Here is a 20,547-nt window from a genome sequence, read left to right on the forward strand (position 1 = left end):
GTTCGTGGCGCCCACGGGGGTGGCGCCATGAGTGCGCGCCTGCGCGGGATCGCACAGCAGACGGAACGGATCGTGGCGGCCGGGGGATACCGCGCCCCCGACGGCCGCGAGGTGTCGATCGCCGCGGCGGTCGAGGCCGCCCGGCGCGACACTCGGATGCACGGACCCGACCCGGTCCCGGTGCCGTCGGTGCCCCGAACGGACACGTTCTTCGAGGTCACGGGCGAGAGCAGCCTGGAGGCCGCGCGCCGGCTCGGCGCCGGCACGGCCGTACTGAACTTCGCCTCCGCCCGCAATCCCGGCGGCGGCTACCTCAACGGCGCGCAGGCGCAGGAGGAGGCCCTGTGCCGCGCCTCCGCGCTCTACACCTGCCTGATCGAGGTCCGCGCGTTCTACGAGCACCACCGCGCGCACCGCGACCCGTTCTACACCGACCGGGTCATCCACTCGCCCGCCGTGCCGGTCTTCCGTGACGACCGCGGCGGCCTGCTGGACGAGCCCTGCCTGGCCGGCTTCCTGACCGCCGCCGCCCCGAACGCGGGCGTGATCCGGCGTACGGCGCCCGAGCGCGCCGCGGACATCCCGCGGGCGCTGGCGGCCCGCGCGGAGCGGGTGCTGGAGACGGCTGCGGTGCACCGCTACCGGCGCCTGGTGCTGGGCGCGTGGGGATGCGGCGTGTTCCAGAACGATCCGGTGGTGGTGGCGGGGGCGTTCCGGGAGCTGCTCGCGGACGGGGGGCGGTTCGCCGGGGTCTTCGAGCACGTCGTGTTCGGCGTCCTGGACCGTACGCCGGGGGCGGCGACCCGCGCGGCCTTCGAGGAGGCCTTCGCCTGAGTCCGACCCACGATCCACGATCCACGATCCACGATCCATGATTCCCTGAATTCAGGATTTCCTGTACTGTCGCGGTGTGCTGACAGTCGCCCCCGACATCGAAGTGCTGGCCCGCTTCGGCCGTGCGCTCGCCGACCCGATCCGCTGCCGCATCCTGCTCGCTCTGCGTGAAGCCCCCGTCTACCCCGCGGACCTCGCCGACGCCCTCGGCGTCTCCCGCACCCGGCTCTCGAACCACCTCGCCTGCCTGCGCGACTGCGGACTCGTGGTCACCGTGCCCGACGGCCGCCGCACCCGCTACGAGCTCGCCGACGCCCGCCTCGGCCACGCGCTGGACGACCTGCGCGCCGCCGTGCTGGCCGTCGAGACGGACCGCACCTGTGCCGAGGCCGACGAGCAGGGGTGCTGCTGATGACCGTGACGCCCCTCGGCCTCGGCCCGAGCCCGGCCCGCCGTGACGCGCTCGCCCGCCGGATACGGCTGCTGGTCGCCGCGACCATCACCTACAACCTCGTCGAGGCGGCCGTCGCGATCACCGCCGGCACCCTCGCCTCCTCCGCCGCCCTGGTCGGCTTCGGCCTGGACTCCCTCGTCGAGGTCTCCTCGGCCGCCGCGGTCGCCTGGCAGTTCTCCGCACGCGAGCACCGGGTGCGCGAGGCCCGCGAGAGGACCGCGCTGCGGATCATCGCCGTCTCGTTCTTCGCGCTCGCCGCCTACGTGTGCTTCGACGCCGCCCGTGCCCTGACCGGCACCTCGGAGGCGCGTCCCTCCGCCCCCGGCATCGTCCTCGCCGCGCTCTCCCTGGCCGTGATGCCGTTCCTGTCCGCCGCCCAGCGCAGGGCAGGCCGCGAACTCGGCTCCGCGAGCGCGGTCGCCGACTCCCGACAGACCCTGCTGTGCACGTACTTGTCCGCGGTCCTGCTGGCCGGCCTGCTCCTCAACGCCGGCCTCGGCTGGTCCTGGGCGGACCCGGTCGCCGCCCTCGTCATCGCGGCCGTAGCGGTGAAGGAGGGGCGTGACGCATGGCGGGGCGAGAGCTGCTGCGCCACGGCTCCGGTGCGGAGCGCCGAGCCCGATACGTGCGGCTGCTGCGGCTGACGTACCCGCGCCCCGAGTGGGCGGGAACGGTCGGCGGGCGCTCAGGAGTTGGCGCTTTGCGCATGGCTGACGGATTCCTGAACTCCGTGTCCGGTGCGCCTGGCATGGTGGGCCCGTCCGCACCAGACGGGAAGTTCCGAGATGACATCCCTCCGACGCTGCCTGGCCTCGCTGTTCCTGACGAGCGGGATCGCTGCCGTGGACATGGCTCTGGGGGAGCGGGTCGTGCTCTCCGGGCTCCTGGTTCTGGGGCCGGTCCTCGCCTGCGTCCATGTGGAGAAGCGCTGCACGCTGGTCGTGGGCGGGTACGCGCTCCTCCTGTTCGTCGCGATGAGCCAAGTGCAGGGCACGTTGGGCACGTTCAACACCTCCGTCCGGGTGCTGACGCTCGGCATCGGCGTGTGCATGGCCGTCTGCATCGCGCACATGCGCGCCGCTCGCGAGCGCACGCTGGCCACGGTCGCGAGAACCGCGCAGCAGGCCCTGCTGACGCCGCTGCCTCCCCGGGTGGGGTATCTCCTGGTCGCCACCCGCTACCGTTGCGCGGCTCGCGATCTGGTGCTCGGCGGCGATGTGCTGGACGCGGTCTCCAGCGCGTACGGCGTCCGCGTGCTCATCGCCGATGTGCGGGGCAGCGGGCTCAGCGCCATGGGCACGGCCGCGGCGACCCTGCGGCACTTCCGCAACGCGGCCTACGCCCAGCGCAGCCTGCTGTCGGTCACCGGTGCGGTCGCCGCCGCAGTGTCGGAGGAACTGGGCGCGGAGGACTTCGTCACCGCCACGATCGCCGAGTTCGCCCCCGACGGCCAGGTGACGATCGTGAACTGCGGGCACCATCCGCCGGCTGTCCTGGGTGAGAGGGGCGCCCGCCTGATCGACGTGGAACCGGCGCTGCCGCTGGGGCTGCACGGCGACTACCGGGAGGAGAAGGTGCGGCTCGCCCCCGGTGAGCGGATGCTCTTCTACACCGACGGGCTGGCGGAGGCCCGCGACGCCGAGGGCACCATGCTCGATCTGGAGCACGAGCTGCGGACCCTTCCGCACGCACCGGTGCTCGACGGCGTCCTCGACGACCTCTTCAAGCGGATGGACAGCCACACGGGCGGCCGCCACAGCGACGACGTGTCCATGATCCTCTGCCAGCCGGACCCGTAGGCGGGGCGGTTCCGGCCGCGCCTCGGTGTGCACGTGCCCCGCCCCCCGTCGGCTCCGGCCGTCATGTCCAGCCGTACCGCAACCGCAGCCGGTGCACGACGGAGTTGAACCGCATCCGGTCCAGCGCGCACGCCTCGCGCCGCATGCCCTGCTCGTGCAGGCGCAGCACGCGGTCCACATCCACCCAGGAGTCGCGCCCCGACCGGTCCCACGGCCCGCTGCCGATCGGCACCCAGTCGCGGTCGCTGTCGTGGCGCTTGCTGGACAGCTGTACGGCGAGGAAGGTGCCGGCTGCCTCGCGGGCCACGACCAGGACGGGACGGTCCTTGCCGCGGCCGTCGTTCTCCTCGAAGGGCACCCACGTCCAGACGATCTCGCCCGGGTCCGGGTCGCCGTCGTGGGCGGGGGAGTACTCGGTGCGCGCCCGGCCGACCTTGCGCGGGTCGGCCTCGGCGGTGGCGGTGGGGCCGAAGCGGCCGGGGACGTTCTCTTCGGTAGACGCAGTCACGAAGGTCACGGTAGAGCGTGCGCGCCGGTGAGCGGTGGTCGGGCAGGGTGTTGTTCGGCTGGTGAGGGGCGGTCGGTGTGGTGTTGTTCGGCCGATCGGTGGCAGCCGGGTGTGGTGTTGTCAGCCGGTGAATGGCAGCCGGGCGTGCTGTTGTCGGCCGGTGAGGGGCAGTCGGGCGTGAAGTCGTCGGCCGGTCAACGCAGGCCGGGTGTGGCGTCGTCGGCCTGTGCCGCCGCGTACTGCACCGGCGGCCAAGCCTCGTGCCAGCGCAGCTCCGCCTCCAACTGCGCGGCCAGCGAGATCAGAAGAGGCTCGCTGTGGGCCGGGCCCAACAGCTGGGCGCCGACGGGCAGTCCGCCGTGAACGAAGCCGGCGGGGACGTTGACCCCGGGCCAGCCCAGCACGTTCCACGGCCAGGCGAAGGGGCAGGCGGCGATCATCGCACGGTCGGTGGCCAGCCCGCCGAGGCCGAGCATCGCGCCGATGCGCGGCGGGGGAGCGGCCGTGGTGGGCGCGAGGACCACGTCGTACGACTCGAACATGGCGCCGATACGGCGGTGCAAGGCCGCCTCCGCCCGACGCGCCGCACGCAGCGGTGCCCCGCCGAGCAGCCGGCCCAGCCGGGCGGCGTCCAGGGTGCGCCGGTCGAGCAGCGCGGGGAAGGGGGCGTCGCTGACCCACTCCGCGACGCCGACCGTCGCGCGCGGCACGAAGGTGAGCCCGATCTGGCCGTACGGCGGATCGGCCTCCTCGACGTGATGGCCCAACGCGCTGAGCTGCTCGGCCAGTTGGACGACCCGCTCCCGAACCTCCGGCCGGAGCCGGGCGGGCACGGCGGTGAACGGCGGCTTCAGGGAGAGCGCGATCCGCAGTCGGCCGGGGTCGCGGCCCACCGCCGCCGAGGCGTCGACGGCCGGCGGGCGGTGCGGGTCGCGCTCGTGGTTGCCGCTCGCCGCGTCCAGCAGCAGCGCCGCGTCGGCGACCGTACGGGCCAGGGGGCCGTTGACCGTGATGCCCTGGAAGGACTCGCCGCGCGGCCAGGTCGAGACGCGGCCGCGCTGCGGCTTGATGCCGACCAGATGGGTCCAGGAGGCCGGGATCCGCACCGAACCGGCGCCGTCCGAACCGAGGGCGGCGGGCACCAGACCGGCGGCGACGGCGGCGGCCGAACCGCCGGAGGAGCCGCCCGGGGTGTGCTCGGTGCTCCACGGATTGCGCGTCGAGCCGAAGGCGGGCCCTTCGGTGAAGGGCCACTGGCCGAGTTCGCAGGTGTTGGTCTTGCCGACGATCACGGCCCCGGCGGCCCGCAGCCGTCGTACCGCCTCGCCGTCCTCGGCGACCGGCGGGAACTCCCCGGGGCAGCCGAACGCGGTGGGCTCACCCGCCACGTCCATGTCGTCCTTGACGGCCACAGGCACGCCGAGCAGCGGTGTGCGGGTCCCGGACGCCAGTTCCCGGTCCGCCGCGTCCGCCTCGGCGAGCGCCGCCTCGGCGCGCACGATCCGAAACGCGTTGAGGGTGCCCTGCGTCGCCTCGATCCGGGCCAGCGCCTGCTCGACGAGCGCCCGGGAGGTCACTTCCCCGGCGGCCAGCGCACGGGCGGACTCCGCAAGACCTGCGGCACGGTCGAGCGTCATACGGGACACCTCCGGGACGGCGTTGTCTACTGAACAGTAACCTCTGCGCGAACGCCCGGCCAGAGCCGGGGAGTTGGCCCGCGTGCCACCGCCCGCGCCCACCTCCTGCGCAAACCATTGACGCGTACCTGACTCACCCCTACGGTCTGACCGACTTGCCGAACCTTGTTCGACATGTCGCACAACTCGGAGTCAGAGGGAGAGCCGCCCATGACCGCACAACCCCCCGCCACGCCCGCGCGCCGCACCCTGCTGCGTGCCCTGGCCGCCCTGCCCGCCTCGGCGCTCGTGCTGGCCGAAACCCCCGGCCTGCTCGGCACGGCCCTCGCCGCCGCGCCGCCGAGCGGCTCCGCCACCCGCTACACCATCGTGCCCTTCCTCAACAGCACCGACGGCACCGTGAACGTCTACCAGTCCGACGACGCCACCGACTTCCGGCTGCTGAAGTCCTCCGCCTACACCCCGCCCAGCAACCGCATCCGCGACGCCAGCATCATCAGACACACCGACGGCTACTACTACATCACCTACACGACACACACCTGGCAGGACCCGAGCACCACCATCGGCTTCGCGCGCAGCGCCGACCGCGTCAACTGGACCTTCCTCTACGACTATCCGGTCCCCATCGCCAACCTCTCCCGTGCCTGGGCGCCGGAGTTCTTCGTCGACAGTGACGGCAGCGTCAACGTCATCGTGTCCTGCTCCACGAGGAACGACGAGTGGATCTTCACGCCGTATCTGCTGCGGGCCGCCAACTCCGCCCTCACCGGCTGGACTTCCCCGGTCGCCCTGCCCGGTCTCGGCGCCAACCGCATCGACACGTTCCTCGTGAGGACCGGCTCCACCTACCACGCCTTCACCAAGAACGAGACCACCAAGTACATCGAGTACGCCACGGCGCCGAACCTCACCGGCCCCTACACCGTCTCCCGCACCGGCAACTGGGCCGGCTGGGGCAGCTACCGAGAAGGCCAGGCCCTCGTACAACTCGACAACGGCGCCTGGCGCATGTTCTTCGACGGCTACGGCGACGGTTCCTACTACTACAGCGACAGCTACGACACCTTCGCCACCTGGTCGGCCCCCACCCCGCTCCCGGGGATCTCCGGCACGGCACGCCACTTCACGGTGGTGAAGGAGACGGTCGCCGGCGGACCGTCCCTGGCGCGGAACACCACCCGCTCCTTCCAGTCCGCCAACTACCCCACCCGCTACTGGCAGCAGCAGTCCGCCCTGCTCAACCTCCCGGTCGTGACCGCCTCCAGCACGACCGCCGAAAAGCAGGCAGCCACCTTCGCGGTCGTCCCCGGCCTCGCGGACTCGAACGCGTACTCCTTCCGCGACACCTCCGGCAACTACCTGCGCCACTACGACTTCCGCGCCCGCTTCGACGCCAACTCCGGTACGTCGACGTTCGCCCGCGACGCGACCTTCATCGCCCGCGCCGGGGCGACCAGCGGCTCGCTGCGGTTCGAGTCGTACAACTATCCCGGGTACTACCTGCGGCACTACGGGTACCAACTGCGGGTGGAGCGGTCGAACGGGACGGATCTCTTCCGGCAGGACAGCTCGTTCGTGCCGGTGGGGGCCTGGGGCTGAGCCGGGGGCTGCTGACCTGGGGTGCGGCGTCGACTCGGGTTCACGTCACTCCGCCGGGTGTCACGGGGTGAGGAAGCGGGTGACCACCCCGGTGGTATGCCTCGGGCCGGTCTGCGAGAACAGTGACGGCGGCGACCGCTTCCGGACCGACCCCGTCCTGCAGCCGCAAGCAAGCGACTGACGGACGGGGGCGGGGCCATGGCGAGCGGGCGGCCGCACGGACGCGGGCCACGCACCGGGACCGGCGCCTGCAACGCATCCTGCGGACCACCCCTCCACCACCTCGACGCAGGCGCGGTCGGCCCGACCGGGAGCGTCCCGTTTCCCGCCCCCGGTCGAGCCCTGCCCTGTCACCAACGTCCCGGGACAGCACACCTAGATGCTCGATCCGCCGCCGGAGGTATTGCTCCACCAGGCGCTGTAGGCGTTCAGCGAGTACCGCTTCTGCACGCCGCTGGTCGAGGTGATCTCCAGGCCGAACTGCATGGTGTCGAAGGTGGTGTTGCGCAGCAGGTTCTGCGACGTGGCCCAGCGCCAGACCGCCGAGGCGTCGATGGTGCCGGTGTTGCTCTGCTGGGCGGGGATGAACTGCAGGACGTTCCAGCCGGGATCGGCCTGCCAGACCGACGCGTACCGGATGCCGCCGATGGTCACGTTGGAAGCGATCTGCCGTCCCCAGCCGCCGGCTGCCGTTCCGGACCAGCTGGTGAAGACCATGATCTCGTCCTGGTTGCCGGTCGACCAGATGTCGCTCGTCCAGTTCCAGTGGTCACTACCGGCGACGGGAGCCGACGACGTGTTGTACCAGAAGCCCGCCGAGTTCAACTGCGACAACGGTGTCTGGGGCCGGACCGAGGTGTTCGGGTACGACTTGATCCCGCCGCCGGAGTGGTTGGCGTCGACGTACCAGGACTTGACGCTGTCGACGGACAGGCACTGCGTGCCGTGGTTGTCGCCCCAGATGTTGTTGTAGACAGTCCAGCTGCCCTGGGTGTACTGACCCCATCGCTCGCAGGTGGAGTACACCTGGGCCTGCGCCGGAGCCGCGAAGCTCAGGAACCCGGCGATCATGGCGACGATCAGGGTCAGCCGGCCGACCCCGGCCGACCTGCTGCTGACGGATATACGGGCTTGCCCTCTCATGTGTCCCTCCAAGGACGGCTACGAGTTGTTCCGGACCCGGTCTTGTGCCGGGCTCCGGCGCCGACTCGCGATGGTGGGTGACGCGCTCGAGAACTGCGGGACGTGCTCGGTCCTCTCACGTTCCAGTGCCGGACCTGCCGTCGCAGGTGGCGAACTGTCGAAGCGCTTGCGTCAGCGGACAGTAATGAGGGGGCAATTGAACAGCAATACTCTGCGCAGGAAGACACACTTCTTTCACCGGCGGACACAATCGTCGAATCGCTTCGAATGACCTCGACGCGGCCCGGAGCGCGACCGAGTGGCCAACGCCCTCGCGGACGTCCGCCGCGTCACCCCGCCCCGCACCGGAGGCCTCCGCGGGCGCGGCTATGAGCCTCACTGGCCGACCCCGGCCGGGGCGCGGAACATCTCCTTACGGCAACGGGGAGTTCAGGTTGTGCCGTCGAGGACGGGCAGACTGGCAACGACCTCGTCACCGGAGGAGATCGCCGTCGGCTGGAAGCCCACTGAGGCGTACAGCCTCGCGGCCACGGTGTTGTCCGGGTGGTACGACAGGCGAAGCTCCCGGCAGTCCTCGCGTCGGGCCAGCCACTCCATGAGGGTCCGCACCGCCGCCCGCCCGACCCCCTTGCCCTGCTCGGTGCCATCGATCACCATGCCGCCGAGCCAGTACGAGCCGACGAACGCACGGGTGCTCGGCGTCAGCGCGCATCCCCCGGGGGCGCTCGGCGCGTTCGCCCGGGTCTGAGCCGTCGACCTCCAAGCGGCGTCGCTTGCCGACGACCGGATCGCCGACCCCCTGAGCGCGCGTCAGGTGGTCGGCGTCGTACCCGGGCCGCGTGCCCGCGCAGCCGCCGACGCAGCCGAAGTGCGGGGTCAGTTCCGTTTCTGGCCGAGACCGGGCGGGGACGGTTGCCACTCTCGCCTGAGCAGTCCGAACACCCAGGAGTCGGACACCTCGCCGTTCACCACGCAGTCTTCCCGCAACGTGCCTTCGCGCACGAACCCGATCTTCTCCAGTACTCGGGCGGATGCCACGTTGCGCGTATCGGTCTCGGCCTGAACCCGGTTCAGGTCGAGGGTGTCGAACGCCCACTGCAGCAAGGCGTGCGCGGCCTCCGTCGCGTAGCCGTGGCCCCACATCCCCTCGTCGAGGACATAGCCCAACGACGCGCTGCGGTAGTCCGGGTTCCAGCCGGTCAGCCCGCACCAGCCGACGAAGGCCCCGTCGGAAGCGCGGTCGATGGCCACCCGCGCTCCGGTGCCTTCGTCCGCCATCTTCCGGCACATCGCGAGGAAGCGGTCGGCGCGGGCCCGTTCGGTCCACGGCGGGGAGTCCCAGTAGCGCATCACGTAGGTGTTGCTGTGCAGCGCGTAGAGGGTGTCCGCGTCCGTGTCGGCGAAGGCGCGCAGCCGCAGGCGGTCGGTGTGGAGTGCGGGGGTGGTCAGAGTCATGCGGACCATCTTGTGTGCTCGCGGTGCAGGTAGAAAGTCGAATATTCGATCCCGACCTGTCGTCGCTCGCGCGGTCGCAGAGCGCGGGGCGGGCCCCTCGGTGAACCCCGAAGCTTTCACGAACCACATTGACAACTGCCGTCACTCCCTTCCATCATCATTCCACTAATCGAGTAGTGGAATGATGATGGAAGGGAGTGGTGGCCGTGGAGTACCGCATCGACAGGCGGAGCGGGGTCCCCGCCTTCCAGCAGATCGTGCAGCAGACCAAGCAGGCCCTGCGGCTGGGCGTACTGGTGCCGGGTGACCGGCTGCCCACCGCCAAGGAGGTCTCGGAGACGAGCGCGGTCAACCCGAACACCACCCTCAAGGCTTACCGCGAGCTGGAGCGCGAGGGCCTGGTCGAACCGCGACCGGGCCAGGGCACCTTCGTACGCCGCACGCTGGGCCGCCCCGAGACGGGCACCGACTCGCCGCTGTACGGGGAGCTGGTGGCGTGGATGGCGAAGGCGGCCGAGGCCGGTCTGGAGCACGAGGACGTGGCCGCGCTGGTCGCGTCGGCGCTGGAGAAGCAGTACGCCACCGGGACCACGGCGGTCGCGGGGGTCACGAGAGCGAGGAGCACAGGTGAGTAACGTCATGCACGCCGGGGAGACGGCGCTTGAGGCGCACGGACTGGGGATGCGCTACCGGCGGGGCTGGGCGCTGCGGGACTGCAGCTTCCGGCTCCCGGCCGGCAGGATCTGCGGGCTGGTTGGCCCCAACGGGGCGGGCAAGACCACGCTGCTGAACATCGCGTCCCATGTCCTCAAGCCGACGCAGGGGTCGCTCAGCCTGTTCGGCGAGACGCCGGGCTCGGCGGAGTCCGGTCGGCGTACGGCCTTCCTCGCGCAGGAAAAGCCGCTGTTCCGTCGCTTCACCGTGGCGGAGACCCTGCGGCTGGGGCGGGAGCTCAACCCCGGCTGGGACCAGCGCGCCGCCGAGGACATCGTCCGCGCGGGCAACGTGCCCTTCGACGCGAAGATCGGCTCCCTCTCCGGCGGCCAGCGCACCCGCGTCGCCATCGCCCTCGCCTTCGGCAAGCGCCCCGACCTGCTCCTGCTCGACGAGCCGATGGCGGACCTCGATCCGGTCGTGCGCCACGAGATCATGGGCACCCTCCTCGCCGAGGCCGGCGAGCGCGGCACCACCGTGGTGATGTCCACCCACGTCCTCGCCGAACTGGAGAACGTGTGTGACTTCCTCGTCGTCGTCTCCGGCGGCGGAGTGCGGCTCGCCGGCGACGTGGACGAGCTGTTGACCGCGCACACCGTGGTCACCGGGGCCAAGGAGGGCGAGAACCTGCCCGCCCTGCTCGGGTACCACACCCTCGTCGAGGCCCGGACCAGCGGACGGCAGTTCACCGCGCTCATCCGCCCGGAGGGCCCGGTGACCGGCCCTTGGGAGGCTGCCGCCCCGAGCATGGAGGAACTCCTCCTCGCCTATCTCCGCTCCGCCGACGCGCCGCAGCTGATCACCCCCACCGCCCAGGTCCGGGGCCAGGCGTTCGCCACCGGGACGGTGGCGGCATGAGCACCTTCACCAGCCCCTCGACCGACGGCACGAACGGAACAGCGAACCGGACGATGAACGGGACAATCAGCGCACCCAAGCACGGATCCAGGCACAGGGCCCGGAACACGAACACCTCGGAGGCCACCCGGCGCCCCCGCCTCAGCGGTATGACCTGGCTGGTCTGGCGCCAGCACCGGGCCGCGTTCTGGACCGTCATCGGCGTCACCGTGCTCTACGTGGCCTGGATCGCCTTCCAGCGCGGCCAGATGATGGAGTTCCTGGACGGCTACGGCTTCCCCGCCAGGAGCCTCGACGACGTGGAACGGGAGTTCCAGCCGTACGCCGACGCGTTCGGCTCCGTCACCACCGGCCTCACGGCGATCCCCGTGATCCTCGGCGTCCTCCTCGGCGCCCCGCTGCTCGCGGGCGACCTGGAGAACGGCACGGCCAAGCTGATCGCCGCCCAGTCCGTGAGCCGCAACCGCTGGCTCGCCACAAAGCTGGCGCTGACCGGTCTTGTGGTCGTGGCGGCCACGGTCGCGCTGTCGGTGGCGTTCGCCTGGTGGTGGAACCCCATCAAGGTCCACTACGCGGACATCGACTGGACCACCAGTGACTACTTCAACACCACAGGCCCGGCGCCGGTCGCCCTCACCCTCCTCTCGGTGTTCGGCGGAGTGGCGATCGGTGTGATCCTGCGCCGCACACTGGTGGCCATGGTGGTCACCCTCGGTTTCACCGTCGCCCTCCAGACGGTCTGGGGCCACTTCGCGATGTCGCTCGGCAACATCGTCACGGCCACCAGCAAGCCGGTCAGCCCCGGCACCGTGATCACATTCCCGGAGGTTCCCCGCACCGCGTACGTGGCCGACACCTCGTATGTCACCGGCAGCGGAAAGCTGCTCGACGTGAGCACCTGTGCGGATGCGCCGATCGAGCAGGGCATCGAGGCCTGCATGAAGAAGGCGGACATCGTCGGCGCGCGGCTGGACTACATCCCCATATCGCAGATGGGCAGTATGCAGTGGTTCGGAGCGTCGATCCTGTTCGCCCTGACGGCCGGCGTCGTGGCCTTCCTCTTCATCTGGGGCCGCAAGCGGCTCGTCTGAGTCACCGTTCGTACCCCTCTCCGCCGGCGTCCAGGCCGACGCTGGTGCGGGCTGCGGCGATGTGCGAGAGCGGTCCCCGGTCGAGCGGCCGGGGACCGCTGCCCCGTGATCACGTGCCGCCCGAGGCGCATGCCTACGCGGCTGTTCACCGGCCACTGGCCGGTTCGGCGTAGACGGGAGCTCGTCCGCCGCATCGGCATGGTCGTCGGAGTCCCCGAACAGCAACGCGACTGGCGGAACCGACTTCGGACCCCACCGGAACGGAAGCACACCAGCGTCTGGCCCCTTCCGTAGGGTAGGCCGGCGTGACCGAGCCTTCCTACCTTGCCGCCGTCCGGGAGTCCTACGACACCGTGGCCTACGACTACGCGAAACTCGTCAAACCGCCGTCGGAGCTGGACCCGCTGTCACGCTCCATGCTGGCCGCGTTCGCCGAACTCGTGCGGGCATCCGGCCGAGGCCCGGTCGCGGACGTGGGCTGCGGACCGGGCAGAGTGACCGCGCATCTGGCCGGACTCGGAGTGTCCCCGTTCGGCATCGATGTCTCCCCGAAGATGATCGAACTGGCTCGGAACGCCTACCCGGACCTGCGTTTCTCCGTGGGTTCCATGACCGCGCTGGAGGTCGAGGACAACACGCTCGGCGGCATCCTGGCCTTCTACTCCACCCACCACACGCCTCCGGAGCTGCTGCCGACCGTGTTCGCCGAGTTCCGTCGCACCCTGGCGCCGGGCGGACACCTTCTCCTCGTCGGCCACGTGGGTGCCGGTGAGCACCGCCGCCCGGCACAGGCCTACGGCGGCCACCCCGTGTCCTTCGACTCCTTCCGCCTGCCCCCGGACCAGCTGGCCCAGCTCCTGCGCCAGGCCCGGTTCACCGTCGACGCGCAACTGGTGCAGGAGCCCGGCGAAGACCGGAAGTGGAAGATCGCCAGCTTTCTCGCCCACAAGCCGACGGACACCGGCTTGACTTCTTAAGCCCACTGAGACCCTCCCCACGTTCACGGGACGGCGGGGGCGACGGCCGCACTCGTGCGACTGCCGCATCGTCGATGCCCGCGGTGCGATCCCGGCGAACTCCTGTTCCACGTCGGCGTTCCGGAGGATTCCGCGGGCCTCGTCGTCGGTGGCGACGGCTCGCGCGAGCTGCGCGGCGGTGCGGAGGTCACGGGCATCGGACCGATCCACCGGACCACTTGGCGGGAACCGTCGTCGGCGGGCCGGGGTACACCGGCAGCGCTTCGGACGACGTGCCCGCGGCCGGACCGGGCGAGCGCGTGCGCCGTCCGCGCTGACTACGGTACCGGGCGGTCCGGCCCGGTGGACAAGCCCGCGCGTATGTCACGCGGGCTCGCGCCGAGTTCGCGGCGGCAGGACTTGTTGAAGGCCTGGAGGTCGGTGATGCCGACGGCCGCGGCGATGGCGGTGATGGAGAGGGTGGAGGAGAGCAGGAGGTGGCGGGCGCGTTGTAGGCGTCTGTGCCGGATGTAGGAGACGACCGTGCGGCCGGTTTCGGTGCGGAACACGCGCGTGAGGTGGGTGTGGGAGATGCCGACGGCGCGGGCGACGTCCGGTACGGACAGCGGGCCGGCCAGGTGCTCCTCGATGTAGGACTGCGCGGCGGTCACGAAGGGGTGGCGGCGTCCGGTCCCCTCGTCCCCCGGGAGTTCGGCGATGCGCCACAGGGCGGTCCAGACCTCGGCCGTGGCGCGTGGGGGAAAGGTCGGCATCGCTGCCACGGCGTGCCGGAGCAGGTCGGCCAGGCGCGCGCTCTCCGCCGCCGCGTCCTGCATCACCGGCACCAGCCGCGCGGTTGCGCTGTCGTGCAGCCGCAGATGGACGTAGAAGTGCTCCGACCTGCCCCGGTAGTGGAAGTGCACCTCCGTGTTGGGCGGCACCAGGCTGACGTGGCCGGGACGGATGGGGTGGAGCGACGGCCCGAGGGAGAGGGCACCGTCGTAGTGGTAGAGGTGCAGCTGCCACAGGTCGGGCAGCCGGAAGACGTCGTGGTCGGTGGAGACGCCGTGGACCCCGATGCCGGCATTGACGACGGTGGGTGCCTCGCCGAGCGGAAGTGTCACGTGCTTCACGAGGACGGAAAGTTACCAGTAGTCGATGATTTCCGCCCACGACTCAGGGGGACGGGCCGCGTACGTTCGTCGCATGTCAACCAGCAAGCAACTCCTGACATCTGTTCAGGTGGCGCGCTTCGTCGCCCAGGGCTTCCTGCGCCTCGACGGAGTGGTGCCCCAGGAGATCAACGAACGGGCCATGGCGACCCTGACCGAGGGCCTGCCGGACGTGGCCTACGGCACCCCGTTGGGCAAGGCGTTCGCGCCGGACACCTTCATCCACGAGCTGCTCGCCGTGCCGGACGTGGCGGGCGCCGTCGAGAGCCTGGTGGGGCCGGAGCCGACGGTCGACCACCATGCCGTGCACGTGCGGGAGCCGCACGAGGGGGAGGCGCAGCCGCTGCACGCCGATGCCATCATCGACGTACGGCCGGACGCGTTCGACGTGCAGCTCATGTACTACCCGCACGAGGTGACCGCCGAGATGGGCGGCACGCTGAGCGTGCCGGGCAGTCATCTGCGCAGGATCAACGAGTCGGACGTCGGCCGGGTGCAGAACCTGCGCGGGCAGACCCGGCTGGTCTGCCCGGCGGGCACGGTCGTGCTCGTGCACCACGGCATCTGGCACGGCGGCCGCCGCAACGACACCGCGCGCCGCCGCTTCATGTACAAGCTCCGTCTCAACCCGACCGTGCCGCAGGTGCGGCTGTGGGACACCCGCGACCTGGACGATCCGGCCGTGACCGCGGAGCTGAACGCGTACCTGCCCTGGTACGAGCAGGCCGCCGCCCGACTGGAGATCTACAACCGGGCCCTGCTGTGGCGGGCCCTGACCGGTGACGCGTCCTTCGACGTCGAGTACTGGGTCACCCGCGTCAGCAACCGGCCCGCCCAGAGGAGCCACGCATGAGACAGCAGGTTCTGGTGCTCTACCTTTCCACGTCGGCGCTCGACTCGCACGTGGTGGGCTGGTCCCGCTACGACGGCACCGGCCGCACCCACCCCACGACCGGCGACAGCGACGAGCCGCCCTACCCAACTGGTCTTGCCGCCCTGCACGACGGGTGGCGGCTCTTCCAGGCCTCCCAACTCATGCCGCCGCAGCCCGGACACGAGTACGACGTCTCCTTCCTCAAGCACGAGTTCTTCTTCGAGAAGCTGGAGGACAGCCCCGCTCCTTGACTTCGAGGGACCATCGCCTGACCCGGATGACAGCCGCGCCGCGCCACGTGCCGCGCGGCTCGGTCCGACGGCTGCGAGAATGAGGGCGGCAGCAGGCGAGGGGATGGGGATGGCGACCGTGCCGGACAACCGATCGGGAAGACCTTCGGCGGAAGAGCACGGCGAACGCGGCGGGGGAGCCGGGTCGGTGACGATCGCCTACATCGCCGAGTCCGCGGGCGTCTCGGTGCCCACGGTGTCGAAGGTGCTCAACGGCCGCTCGGGGGTGTCGGACGAGACCCGGGCCCGCGTCGAGGAGCTGATCCACCGGTACGGCTACCGCAAGCCTCCCAAGAGCCGCAGCAACCTCGTGGAGTTGGTCTTCCGCGAGCTGGAGAGCATGTGGGCCGTGGAGATCATCCGCGGTGTCGAGCGGGTGGCCCGCAGGAACCGGATCGGCGTGCTGGTGTCGGAGTTCGGGCTGCACGACTCCACGGGCATGACCATCGACGACACCGTCGGGAGGCGTCCTCAGTGTGTGCTGTCGGTGGCGCAGCTCTCCGAGGCGGAGCGGGAACAGCTGACGGCGAAGGGCATCCCGTTCGTCGTCTTCGACCCCATCGACGAACTCCCCGACGACGTGCCGTTCGTGGGCGCCACCAACTGGCGAGGAGGCCAGGCGGCGACCCGGCACCTGCTCGGGCTGGGGCACCGGCACATCGCCATGATCAGCGGCCCGGACCATCCCTTCTGCCGCGCCCGGCTGTCCGGCTACCTGTCCGCTCTGGCGGAGGCGGGACTGCCGCTGGACTCCTGCCCGGTGGTGAAGACCCAGCTCACGCGCGAGCACGGGTACGCCGCGGCGCGGGAGCTGCTGTCCCGCCCCGAGCGTCCCACCGCCGTGTTCACCGCCAACGACATGCAGGCCCACGGCGTGTACCAGGCCGCGCGCGAACTCGGCCTGCGCATCCCGCACGACCTCAGCGTGGTCGGTTTCGACGACGTACCGGCCGTGGCCTGGATGGACCCGCCCCTGACCACCGTCCACCAGCCGCTCGCCGAGATGGCGACGGCAGCCACGGAACTGGCTCTGGCGCTCGGCCGGGGTGAGCAAGTACCGCAGAGGGGACTGGAGATAGCGACCACCCTCACCCTTCGGGAGAGCACGGCCCCGCCGAAGGAGGAGTGAGGAGGGCGGCGGCCCTGCTCCTCAGAGGACGAGCGGTTCGTACTCGAACCAGTCGAAGTGGACGGTGCCTTCGGCGGCGTACATGCCGAGGACGCGGCCGGTGAAGCCGCCGGCGACCTCGGTCGACAGGTAGCGGCCGTCGAGGGCGGCGAGTTCGGTGAAGGTGCCGTCGGACTGCTCGATGCCGAGGGAGACGGTGTCGGGGCCGGTGCACGGTCCGTGCGGCGGCGGTGTGTCGGTGGCCCGGACGGCGAGGACAACCGGCCCGGCGGGTACGGGGAGTTCGGCCACGACCGTGCGCAGCGAGCCGACGCGCGCGATCACCCGTACGTCCGTCCCGGACGCCTCGATCGCGTAGTGGTGCCGCTCGTCCAGCCGGACGGCGAGGCCGCCGCGCCCTTCGGAGGGGTCGACCAGGGTGCGTGCCCGGCAGGCGTGGTGCTGCTGGCGGCGGCCGGTGAACACCACGTCGGGCTCGTCCAGGGAGGCGCCCCGCCCGCGGAGCGTCAGCCAGCCGGGCCGCTCCTTGGTGGTGCAGAGTTCAACGCGCCGGTCCCGCACGGAGATCCAGGACGGCCCGAGTTCACTGAGCGCGAAGTCGTCCCGTGGCTCCTCGGCGGGGCCGGGGGCGAGCGGCCAGGGGAGCGTGGAGAGGTCCGTGGCGACCTCGCCGACGACCGGCCAACCGTCCTCCCAGGTCACGGGGGCCAGGAAGGTCTCCCGGCCGAGCACGTGCCAGCCGGGGGTGCCGCCGCGCGGCCGTACACCGAGGAAGACCATCCACCAGTTGCCGTCGGGGCCCTGGACGAGGTCGGCGTGGCCGGTGTTCTGCACGGGGTGGTCGGTGCCGCGGTGGGTGAGCACCGGATTGCGCGGGCACGGTTCGAACGGGCCGTTGGGGGTGCTCGCGCGGGCGATCGACACACCGTGGCCGCGTTCGGTGCCGCCCTCGGCGATGAGCAGGTACCAGTGATCGCCGATCCGGTACAGGTGCGGCGCCTCGGGTGCCTTGGCGCCGGGGCCGCCGGACCAGACCGGCTGCGGTGTGCCGTAGGTCTGTCCGGTGGCGGGGTCGAGGCGGACCTGCGACACCCCGGCGACCGTGCACCAGCAGGTGCCGTCCTCGTCCCAGGCCAGATCGGGATCGATGCCGGGCACACCGGGTGCCCAGACGGGATCCGACCACGGTCCGGCGGGGTCGGTGGCCGTGACGATCAGATTGCCGCCGCCCTCGCTGCAGTTGGTGACGATCAGCCAGAAGCGGCCGTCGTGGTGGCGCAGGGTGGGGGCGTAGATGCCGCCGGAGGACGCCATGGACTCCGGCAGGCGCAACTGCTCCGGCCGGTCCAGTACGTTGCCGATCTGCCGCCAGTGCACCAGGTCACGGCTGTGGAACAGGGGTACGCCGGGAAAGTACTCGAAGCTGGAGCAGGCGAGGTAGTAGTCCTCGCCGACCCGGCAGATGCTCGGGTCGGGATGGAACCCGGGGAGCACGGGGTTGGTGGCGTGGGCGGGCACCCTGGTTGTCCTTTCGTCGGGGGCCGGAGTTGCTGTTGAAGCGCTCCAACTCCGGTCGGGAAGCTAGCGGACTTGTTTCGCGCGAAACAAGGGCCGCAAAAGGAGAGAAAGTTTCTCTGCCCTGTGCATGGGCAGGCCTCACGGCTCCCGCGGTCCGGCCAGGACGCGGACGTCCCAGGCGCCGAGCCGTACGGGCGCACCCGCCGGGACCGCGCTGCCGTCCAGGGCGTCGGTCAGGTCCACCGGAGCGTGGGCGGTGGCCGGCTGCCAGTTCCAGTTGTGGACGAAGTGGACGCGCCGGCCGTCGGGGGCGGTGCCGGTGGCGACGGTCACCGAGTCCGGCAGGTCCCGCCAGCCGCTGCGCGGGGCGGGCGCGAGCCAGGCGGCGAGCGCGCGGGCCAGGGCACGACCGGGCACGGTGCCCACGCAGGTGACGCGGCCCGCGCCATGGCGGCGGGTGGTGACGGCGGGCCAGCGCCCGAAGTGCGGGTGGTCGTACTCGGCCAGCACGTCGGCGTCGTCCACGGCCAGGCCCTCCACCCAGCGGGTGGCCACCGCATCGTCCGGCAGGGCCAGCGGGCTGTCCGGTGCGGTGCGCAGCGGCAGGTCGGCATGGAGGTTGCTGAACTCGTCGTACCGGACGCCCGCGGCCTCGACCAGCCGCGCCGGTGCCGCCTCGTGGCGCGCCCGAGCCTCGTGGTCGCCGTAGCCGGTGCGCGGGCCGAGGACGAGGTGGCCACCCGCCGCCGCGTAGGCGCCGAGCCAGTCGAGCGTCCCGTCGTCCGCCACGTACAGCGCCGGCACGACGAGCACGGGGTGCAGCTCGGCCGCCGACTCCGGGGCCAGGCCCTCGCGTTCACCGTGCGGATCGTGCAACTGGCGGGCGTGCAGGATGCGCACCTGGCGCCCCGCCTCGAACGCACCCCGGTAGAACGGGTCGAAGAAGCCCTCGTAGGCGCCCGCGTCCGGGCCGCCGTCGGGACCGGCGAGCGGCGGGTGCTTGCGCATCAGCCACTTGCTCGGCGCCGAGTACACCATCGCGATGTCCGCGTCCGGGGTGATCCCGGCGACCAGATCACCGGCCCGCTCGAACTCGGCGCCCAGGCGGGCGAGTTCGCCGTAGACGCGCCCCGGTCGTCCGCTGTGCGGGAGGATGCCGCCCCAGTACGTCTCGGTGCCGAAGTGCAGGGTGTGCCAGTGCCAGTACTCGATCATGCGGGCCCCGCGCGCGACCAGCGCCCAGGCGGCCTGCCGCCACTGCCCGTCGAAGGCGGGCCGGTTGTCCGAAGGGCCGCCGATGGCCTGGGCGTTGGTCTCCGTGATCAGGAACGGCTCCTGGCGGGAGGAGTAGATCCGGTCCGCGCTCTGGTGCAGCGCCCACGCCCCGTACGCCATCCACTGCTGCGGCAGCTTCTCGCGCGGCGGCTCGGGCATGGTGAGACTGTCCTGCATGTCGTAGTACGGGTTGCCCGCGGTGACGTCCAGGTGGTCGGTGAGCTCGTCGTCCTCCAGGCCCGGTGAGCCGTAGGCGAGGCAGGTGGTGACGAACTGGCCGGGCCCGGCGTACTCGCGCACGATGTCGGCCTGCCAGGCGATGAACTCGGTGGTCCGGCGCGCCTGGAAGACCTGCCAGGCCAGGTCGTACTGCGGTTGCGCGTTGCCCTCCGGCTGCCACAGGTCGGCCCAGGTGGACAGCCGGTGCGACCAGTACACCAGCCCCCACTCGCGGTTGAGGGTCTCGACGTCGCCGTAGCGCTGCCGCAGGTCGTCGACGAACCGCTGGAAGACGCCGTGGTTGTGCGGCAGGCGCGGGCCCGGCTCGTTGTCGACCTGGAAGCCGATCACCGCGGGGTGGCCGGCGTAGCGGGCCACGATCGCGCGGATGACGCGCTCCGCGTGGAAACGGAAGGCCGGGTGCGTGATGTCGACCTCCTGCCGGGCGCCCCACGCGGCGCGGCGACCGGCGGCGTCCTCGGCGGCGATCTCCGGGTACTGCCGGGCCAGCCAGGGCGGCACCGCGTAGGTGGGCGTGCCGAGCACGACCGAAATGCCGCGCTCGTGGGCGCCGTCGAGGACGGGCTGCAGCCAGTCGAGCGCGAAGCGGCCGTTCTCCGGCTCCCAGGTGGACCACACCGACTCGCCGACCCGGATGACGGTGAACTTCGCCGCCGCCATGAGATCGAGGTCGGTCTTGAGCCGCTCGTAGGGCTGGTACTCGTGGTAGTAGGCGGCGCCGAACAGAACGCGGGCCGGCAGCTGGGTCATGCGGGGTCCTTGAGGAGAGGCGGATGGTCCAGGACAGGGAGGTGCGGTGGCCGGCCGGAGGGTGGAATCGACAGAGCGTCGAAGCGCTTCACCTATCGATGCAAGGTAATGAGAGGCCTCCGGCGAAACAAGAGGGACAAGCGACGGAAACTTTCTTATCGAAGGGCATTGACACCCGATCAAGGGCGATGGCAGCGTCGAAGCGCTTCACCAACGCTGTCACCAGCTCATGTCTCTGCCGCTCGTCG

Annotated in this window: 20 protein-coding genes; 12 read left to right on the top strand and 8 right to left on the bottom strand. The window is 71.3% G+C overall.

Annotated features, from left to right (window positions below; translation table 11 throughout):
* Window positions 1–27: 27 nt before the first annotated feature.
* The 4 genes from ICC28_RS14150 to ICC28_RS14165 all read left to right on the top strand — a co-directional run bounded on the left by ICC28_RS14150 (window position 28) and on the right by ICC28_RS14165 (window position 3,087).
* Window positions 28–834, top strand: coding sequence for a TIGR02452 family protein (locus ICC28_RS14150; RefSeq protein ID WP_188288881.1), 807 nt, complete (start codon window positions 28–30; stop codon window positions 832–834).
* A 76-nt stretch (window positions 835–910) separates the two neighbouring features.
* The gene (locus ICC28_RS14155; protein ID WP_188288882.1) at window positions 911–1,246 is read left to right on the top strand and encodes an ArsR/SmtB family transcription factor; all 336 of its coding nucleotides are present in this window, start codon (window positions 911–913) and stop codon (window positions 1,244–1,246) included.
* Window positions 1,246–1,932, top strand: coding sequence for a cation transporter (locus tag ICC28_RS14160; protein WP_188288883.1), 687 nt, complete (start codon window positions 1,246–1,248; stop codon window positions 1,930–1,932). The genes ICC28_RS14155 and ICC28_RS14160 overlap by 1 nt, the downstream gene beginning before the upstream one ends.
* Before the next feature lie 141 nt (window positions 1,933–2,073).
* Window positions 2,074–3,087, top strand: coding sequence for a PP2C family protein-serine/threonine phosphatase (locus ICC28_RS14165; RefSeq protein ID WP_188288884.1), 1,014 nt, complete (start codon window positions 2,074–2,076; stop codon window positions 3,085–3,087).
* A gap of 61 nt (window positions 3,088–3,148) precedes the next feature.
* Here the strand turns inward: ICC28_RS14165 and ICC28_RS14170 are convergent, their stop codons facing one another.
* Both ICC28_RS14170 and ICC28_RS14175 read right to left on the bottom strand, forming a co-directional pair.
* Entirely contained in the window at window positions 3,149–3,595 is a 447-nt protein-coding gene (locus ICC28_RS14170) for a type II toxin-antitoxin system PemK/MazF family toxin (RefSeq protein WP_188288885.1), read from the bottom strand.
* 194 nt (window positions 3,596–3,789) lie between these two features.
* Window positions 3,790–5,232 (bottom strand): amidase, encoded by a 1,443-nt coding sequence (locus ICC28_RS14175; protein WP_188288886.1) that lies wholly within the window; start codon window positions 5,230–5,232, stop codon window positions 3,790–3,792.
* 210 nt (window positions 5,233–5,442) lie between these two features.
* On the opposite strand from ICC28_RS14175, the gene ICC28_RS14180 reads away from it, so the two are divergent.
* Complete coding sequence (locus tag ICC28_RS14180) at window positions 5,443–6,834, top strand: glycoside hydrolase family 43 protein (protein ID WP_188288887.1); 1,392 nt, start codon at window positions 5,443–5,445, stop codon at window positions 6,832–6,834.
* 375 nt (window positions 6,835–7,209) lie between these two features.
* Here ICC28_RS14180 and ICC28_RS14185 read toward each other — a convergent pair whose 3' ends face one another.
* From ICC28_RS14185 to ICC28_RS14195, 3 genes are all read right to left on the bottom strand, one after another.
* Window positions 7,210–7,977, bottom strand: a complete 768-nt coding sequence (locus ICC28_RS14185; RefSeq protein WP_188288888.1) for a hypothetical protein — start codon at window positions 7,975–7,977, stop codon at window positions 7,210–7,212.
* A 429-nt stretch (window positions 7,978–8,406) separates the two neighbouring features.
* On the bottom strand, window positions 8,407–8,634 hold the full coding sequence (locus tag ICC28_RS14190) for a GNAT family N-acetyltransferase (protein WP_223188823.1): 228 nt from the start codon (window positions 8,632–8,634) through the stop codon (window positions 8,407–8,409).
* Window positions 8,635–8,853: 219 nt separating this feature from the next.
* Window positions 8,854–9,432, bottom strand: coding sequence for a GNAT family N-acetyltransferase (locus tag ICC28_RS14195; RefSeq protein ID WP_188288889.1), 579 nt, complete (start codon window positions 9,430–9,432; stop codon window positions 8,854–8,856).
* Window positions 9,433–9,629: 197 nt separating this feature from the next.
* Here ICC28_RS14195 and ICC28_RS14200 point away from each other — a divergent pair, with 197 nt between their 5' ends.
* From ICC28_RS14200 to ICC28_RS14215, 4 genes are all read left to right on the top strand, one after another.
* On the top strand, window positions 9,630–10,067 hold the full coding sequence (locus ICC28_RS14200; RefSeq protein ID WP_188288890.1) for a GntR family transcriptional regulator: 438 nt from the start codon (window positions 9,630–9,632) through the stop codon (window positions 10,065–10,067).
* 4 nt (window positions 10,068–10,071) lie between these two features.
* Complete coding sequence (locus ICC28_RS14205; RefSeq protein ID WP_188288989.1) at window positions 10,072–11,004, top strand: ABC transporter ATP-binding protein; 933 nt, start codon at window positions 10,072–10,074, stop codon at window positions 11,002–11,004.
* A gap of 149 nt (window positions 11,005–11,153) precedes the next feature.
* The gene (locus ICC28_RS14210; protein WP_223188824.1) at window positions 11,154–12,095 is read left to right on the top strand and encodes an ABC transporter permease; all 942 of its coding nucleotides are present in this window, start codon (window positions 11,154–11,156) and stop codon (window positions 12,093–12,095) included.
* Between the two features lie 305 nt (window positions 12,096–12,400).
* On the top strand, window positions 12,401–13,072 hold the full coding sequence (locus ICC28_RS14215; protein WP_188288892.1) for a class I SAM-dependent methyltransferase: 672 nt from the start codon (window positions 12,401–12,403) through the stop codon (window positions 13,070–13,072).
* A 317-nt stretch (window positions 13,073–13,389) separates the two neighbouring features.
* Here ICC28_RS14215 and ICC28_RS14220 read toward each other — a convergent pair whose 3' ends face one another.
* Window positions 13,390–14,184 carry a helix-turn-helix domain-containing protein gene (locus ICC28_RS14220; protein ID WP_188288893.1) on the bottom strand — a complete coding sequence of 265 codons (795 nt, stop codon included), beginning with the start codon at window positions 14,182–14,184 and terminating at the stop codon, window positions 13,390–13,392.
* 73 nt (window positions 14,185–14,257) lie between these two features.
* Here ICC28_RS14220 and ICC28_RS14225 point away from each other — a divergent pair, with 73 nt between their 5' ends.
* The 3 genes from ICC28_RS14225 to ICC28_RS14235 all read left to right on the top strand — a co-directional run bounded on the left by ICC28_RS14225 (window position 14,258) and on the right by ICC28_RS14235 (window position 16,516).
* A complete protein-coding gene (locus tag ICC28_RS14225; RefSeq protein ID WP_188288894.1) occupies window positions 14,258–15,076 on the top strand; it encodes a phytanoyl-CoA dioxygenase family protein in 819 nt (272 codons plus the stop codon).
* Window positions 15,073–15,348, top strand: a complete 276-nt coding sequence (locus ICC28_RS14230; protein ID WP_188288895.1) for a hypothetical protein — start codon at window positions 15,073–15,075, stop codon at window positions 15,346–15,348. The genes ICC28_RS14225 and ICC28_RS14230 overlap by 4 nt, the downstream gene beginning before the upstream one ends.
* Window positions 15,349–15,535: 187 nt before the next feature.
* The gene (locus ICC28_RS14235; RefSeq protein ID WP_317454013.1) at window positions 15,536–16,516 is read left to right on the top strand and encodes a LacI family DNA-binding transcriptional regulator; all 981 of its coding nucleotides are present in this window, start codon (window positions 15,536–15,538) and stop codon (window positions 16,514–16,516) included.
* 21 nt (window positions 16,517–16,537) lie between these two features.
* Here ICC28_RS14235 and ICC28_RS14240 read toward each other — a convergent pair whose 3' ends face one another.
* Together ICC28_RS14240 and ICC28_RS14245 are read right to left on the bottom strand one after the other, a co-directional pair.
* The gene (locus ICC28_RS14240) at window positions 16,538–18,034 is read right to left on the bottom strand and encodes a glycoside hydrolase family 43 protein (RefSeq protein WP_188288897.1); all 1,497 of its coding nucleotides are present in this window, start codon (window positions 18,032–18,034) and stop codon (window positions 16,538–16,540) included.
* Window positions 18,035–18,172: 138 nt separating this feature from the next.
* A complete protein-coding gene (locus ICC28_RS14245) occupies window positions 18,173–20,299 on the bottom strand; it encodes a beta-galactosidase (protein WP_188288898.1) in 2,127 nt (708 codons plus the stop codon).
* Between the last annotated feature and the right edge of the window lie 248 nt (window positions 20,300–20,547).

It is taken from the genome of Streptomyces sp. TRM68416 (assembly GCF_014596915.1).
Lineage (GTDB): Bacteria > Actinomycetota > Actinomycetes > Streptomycetales > Streptomycetaceae > Streptomyces.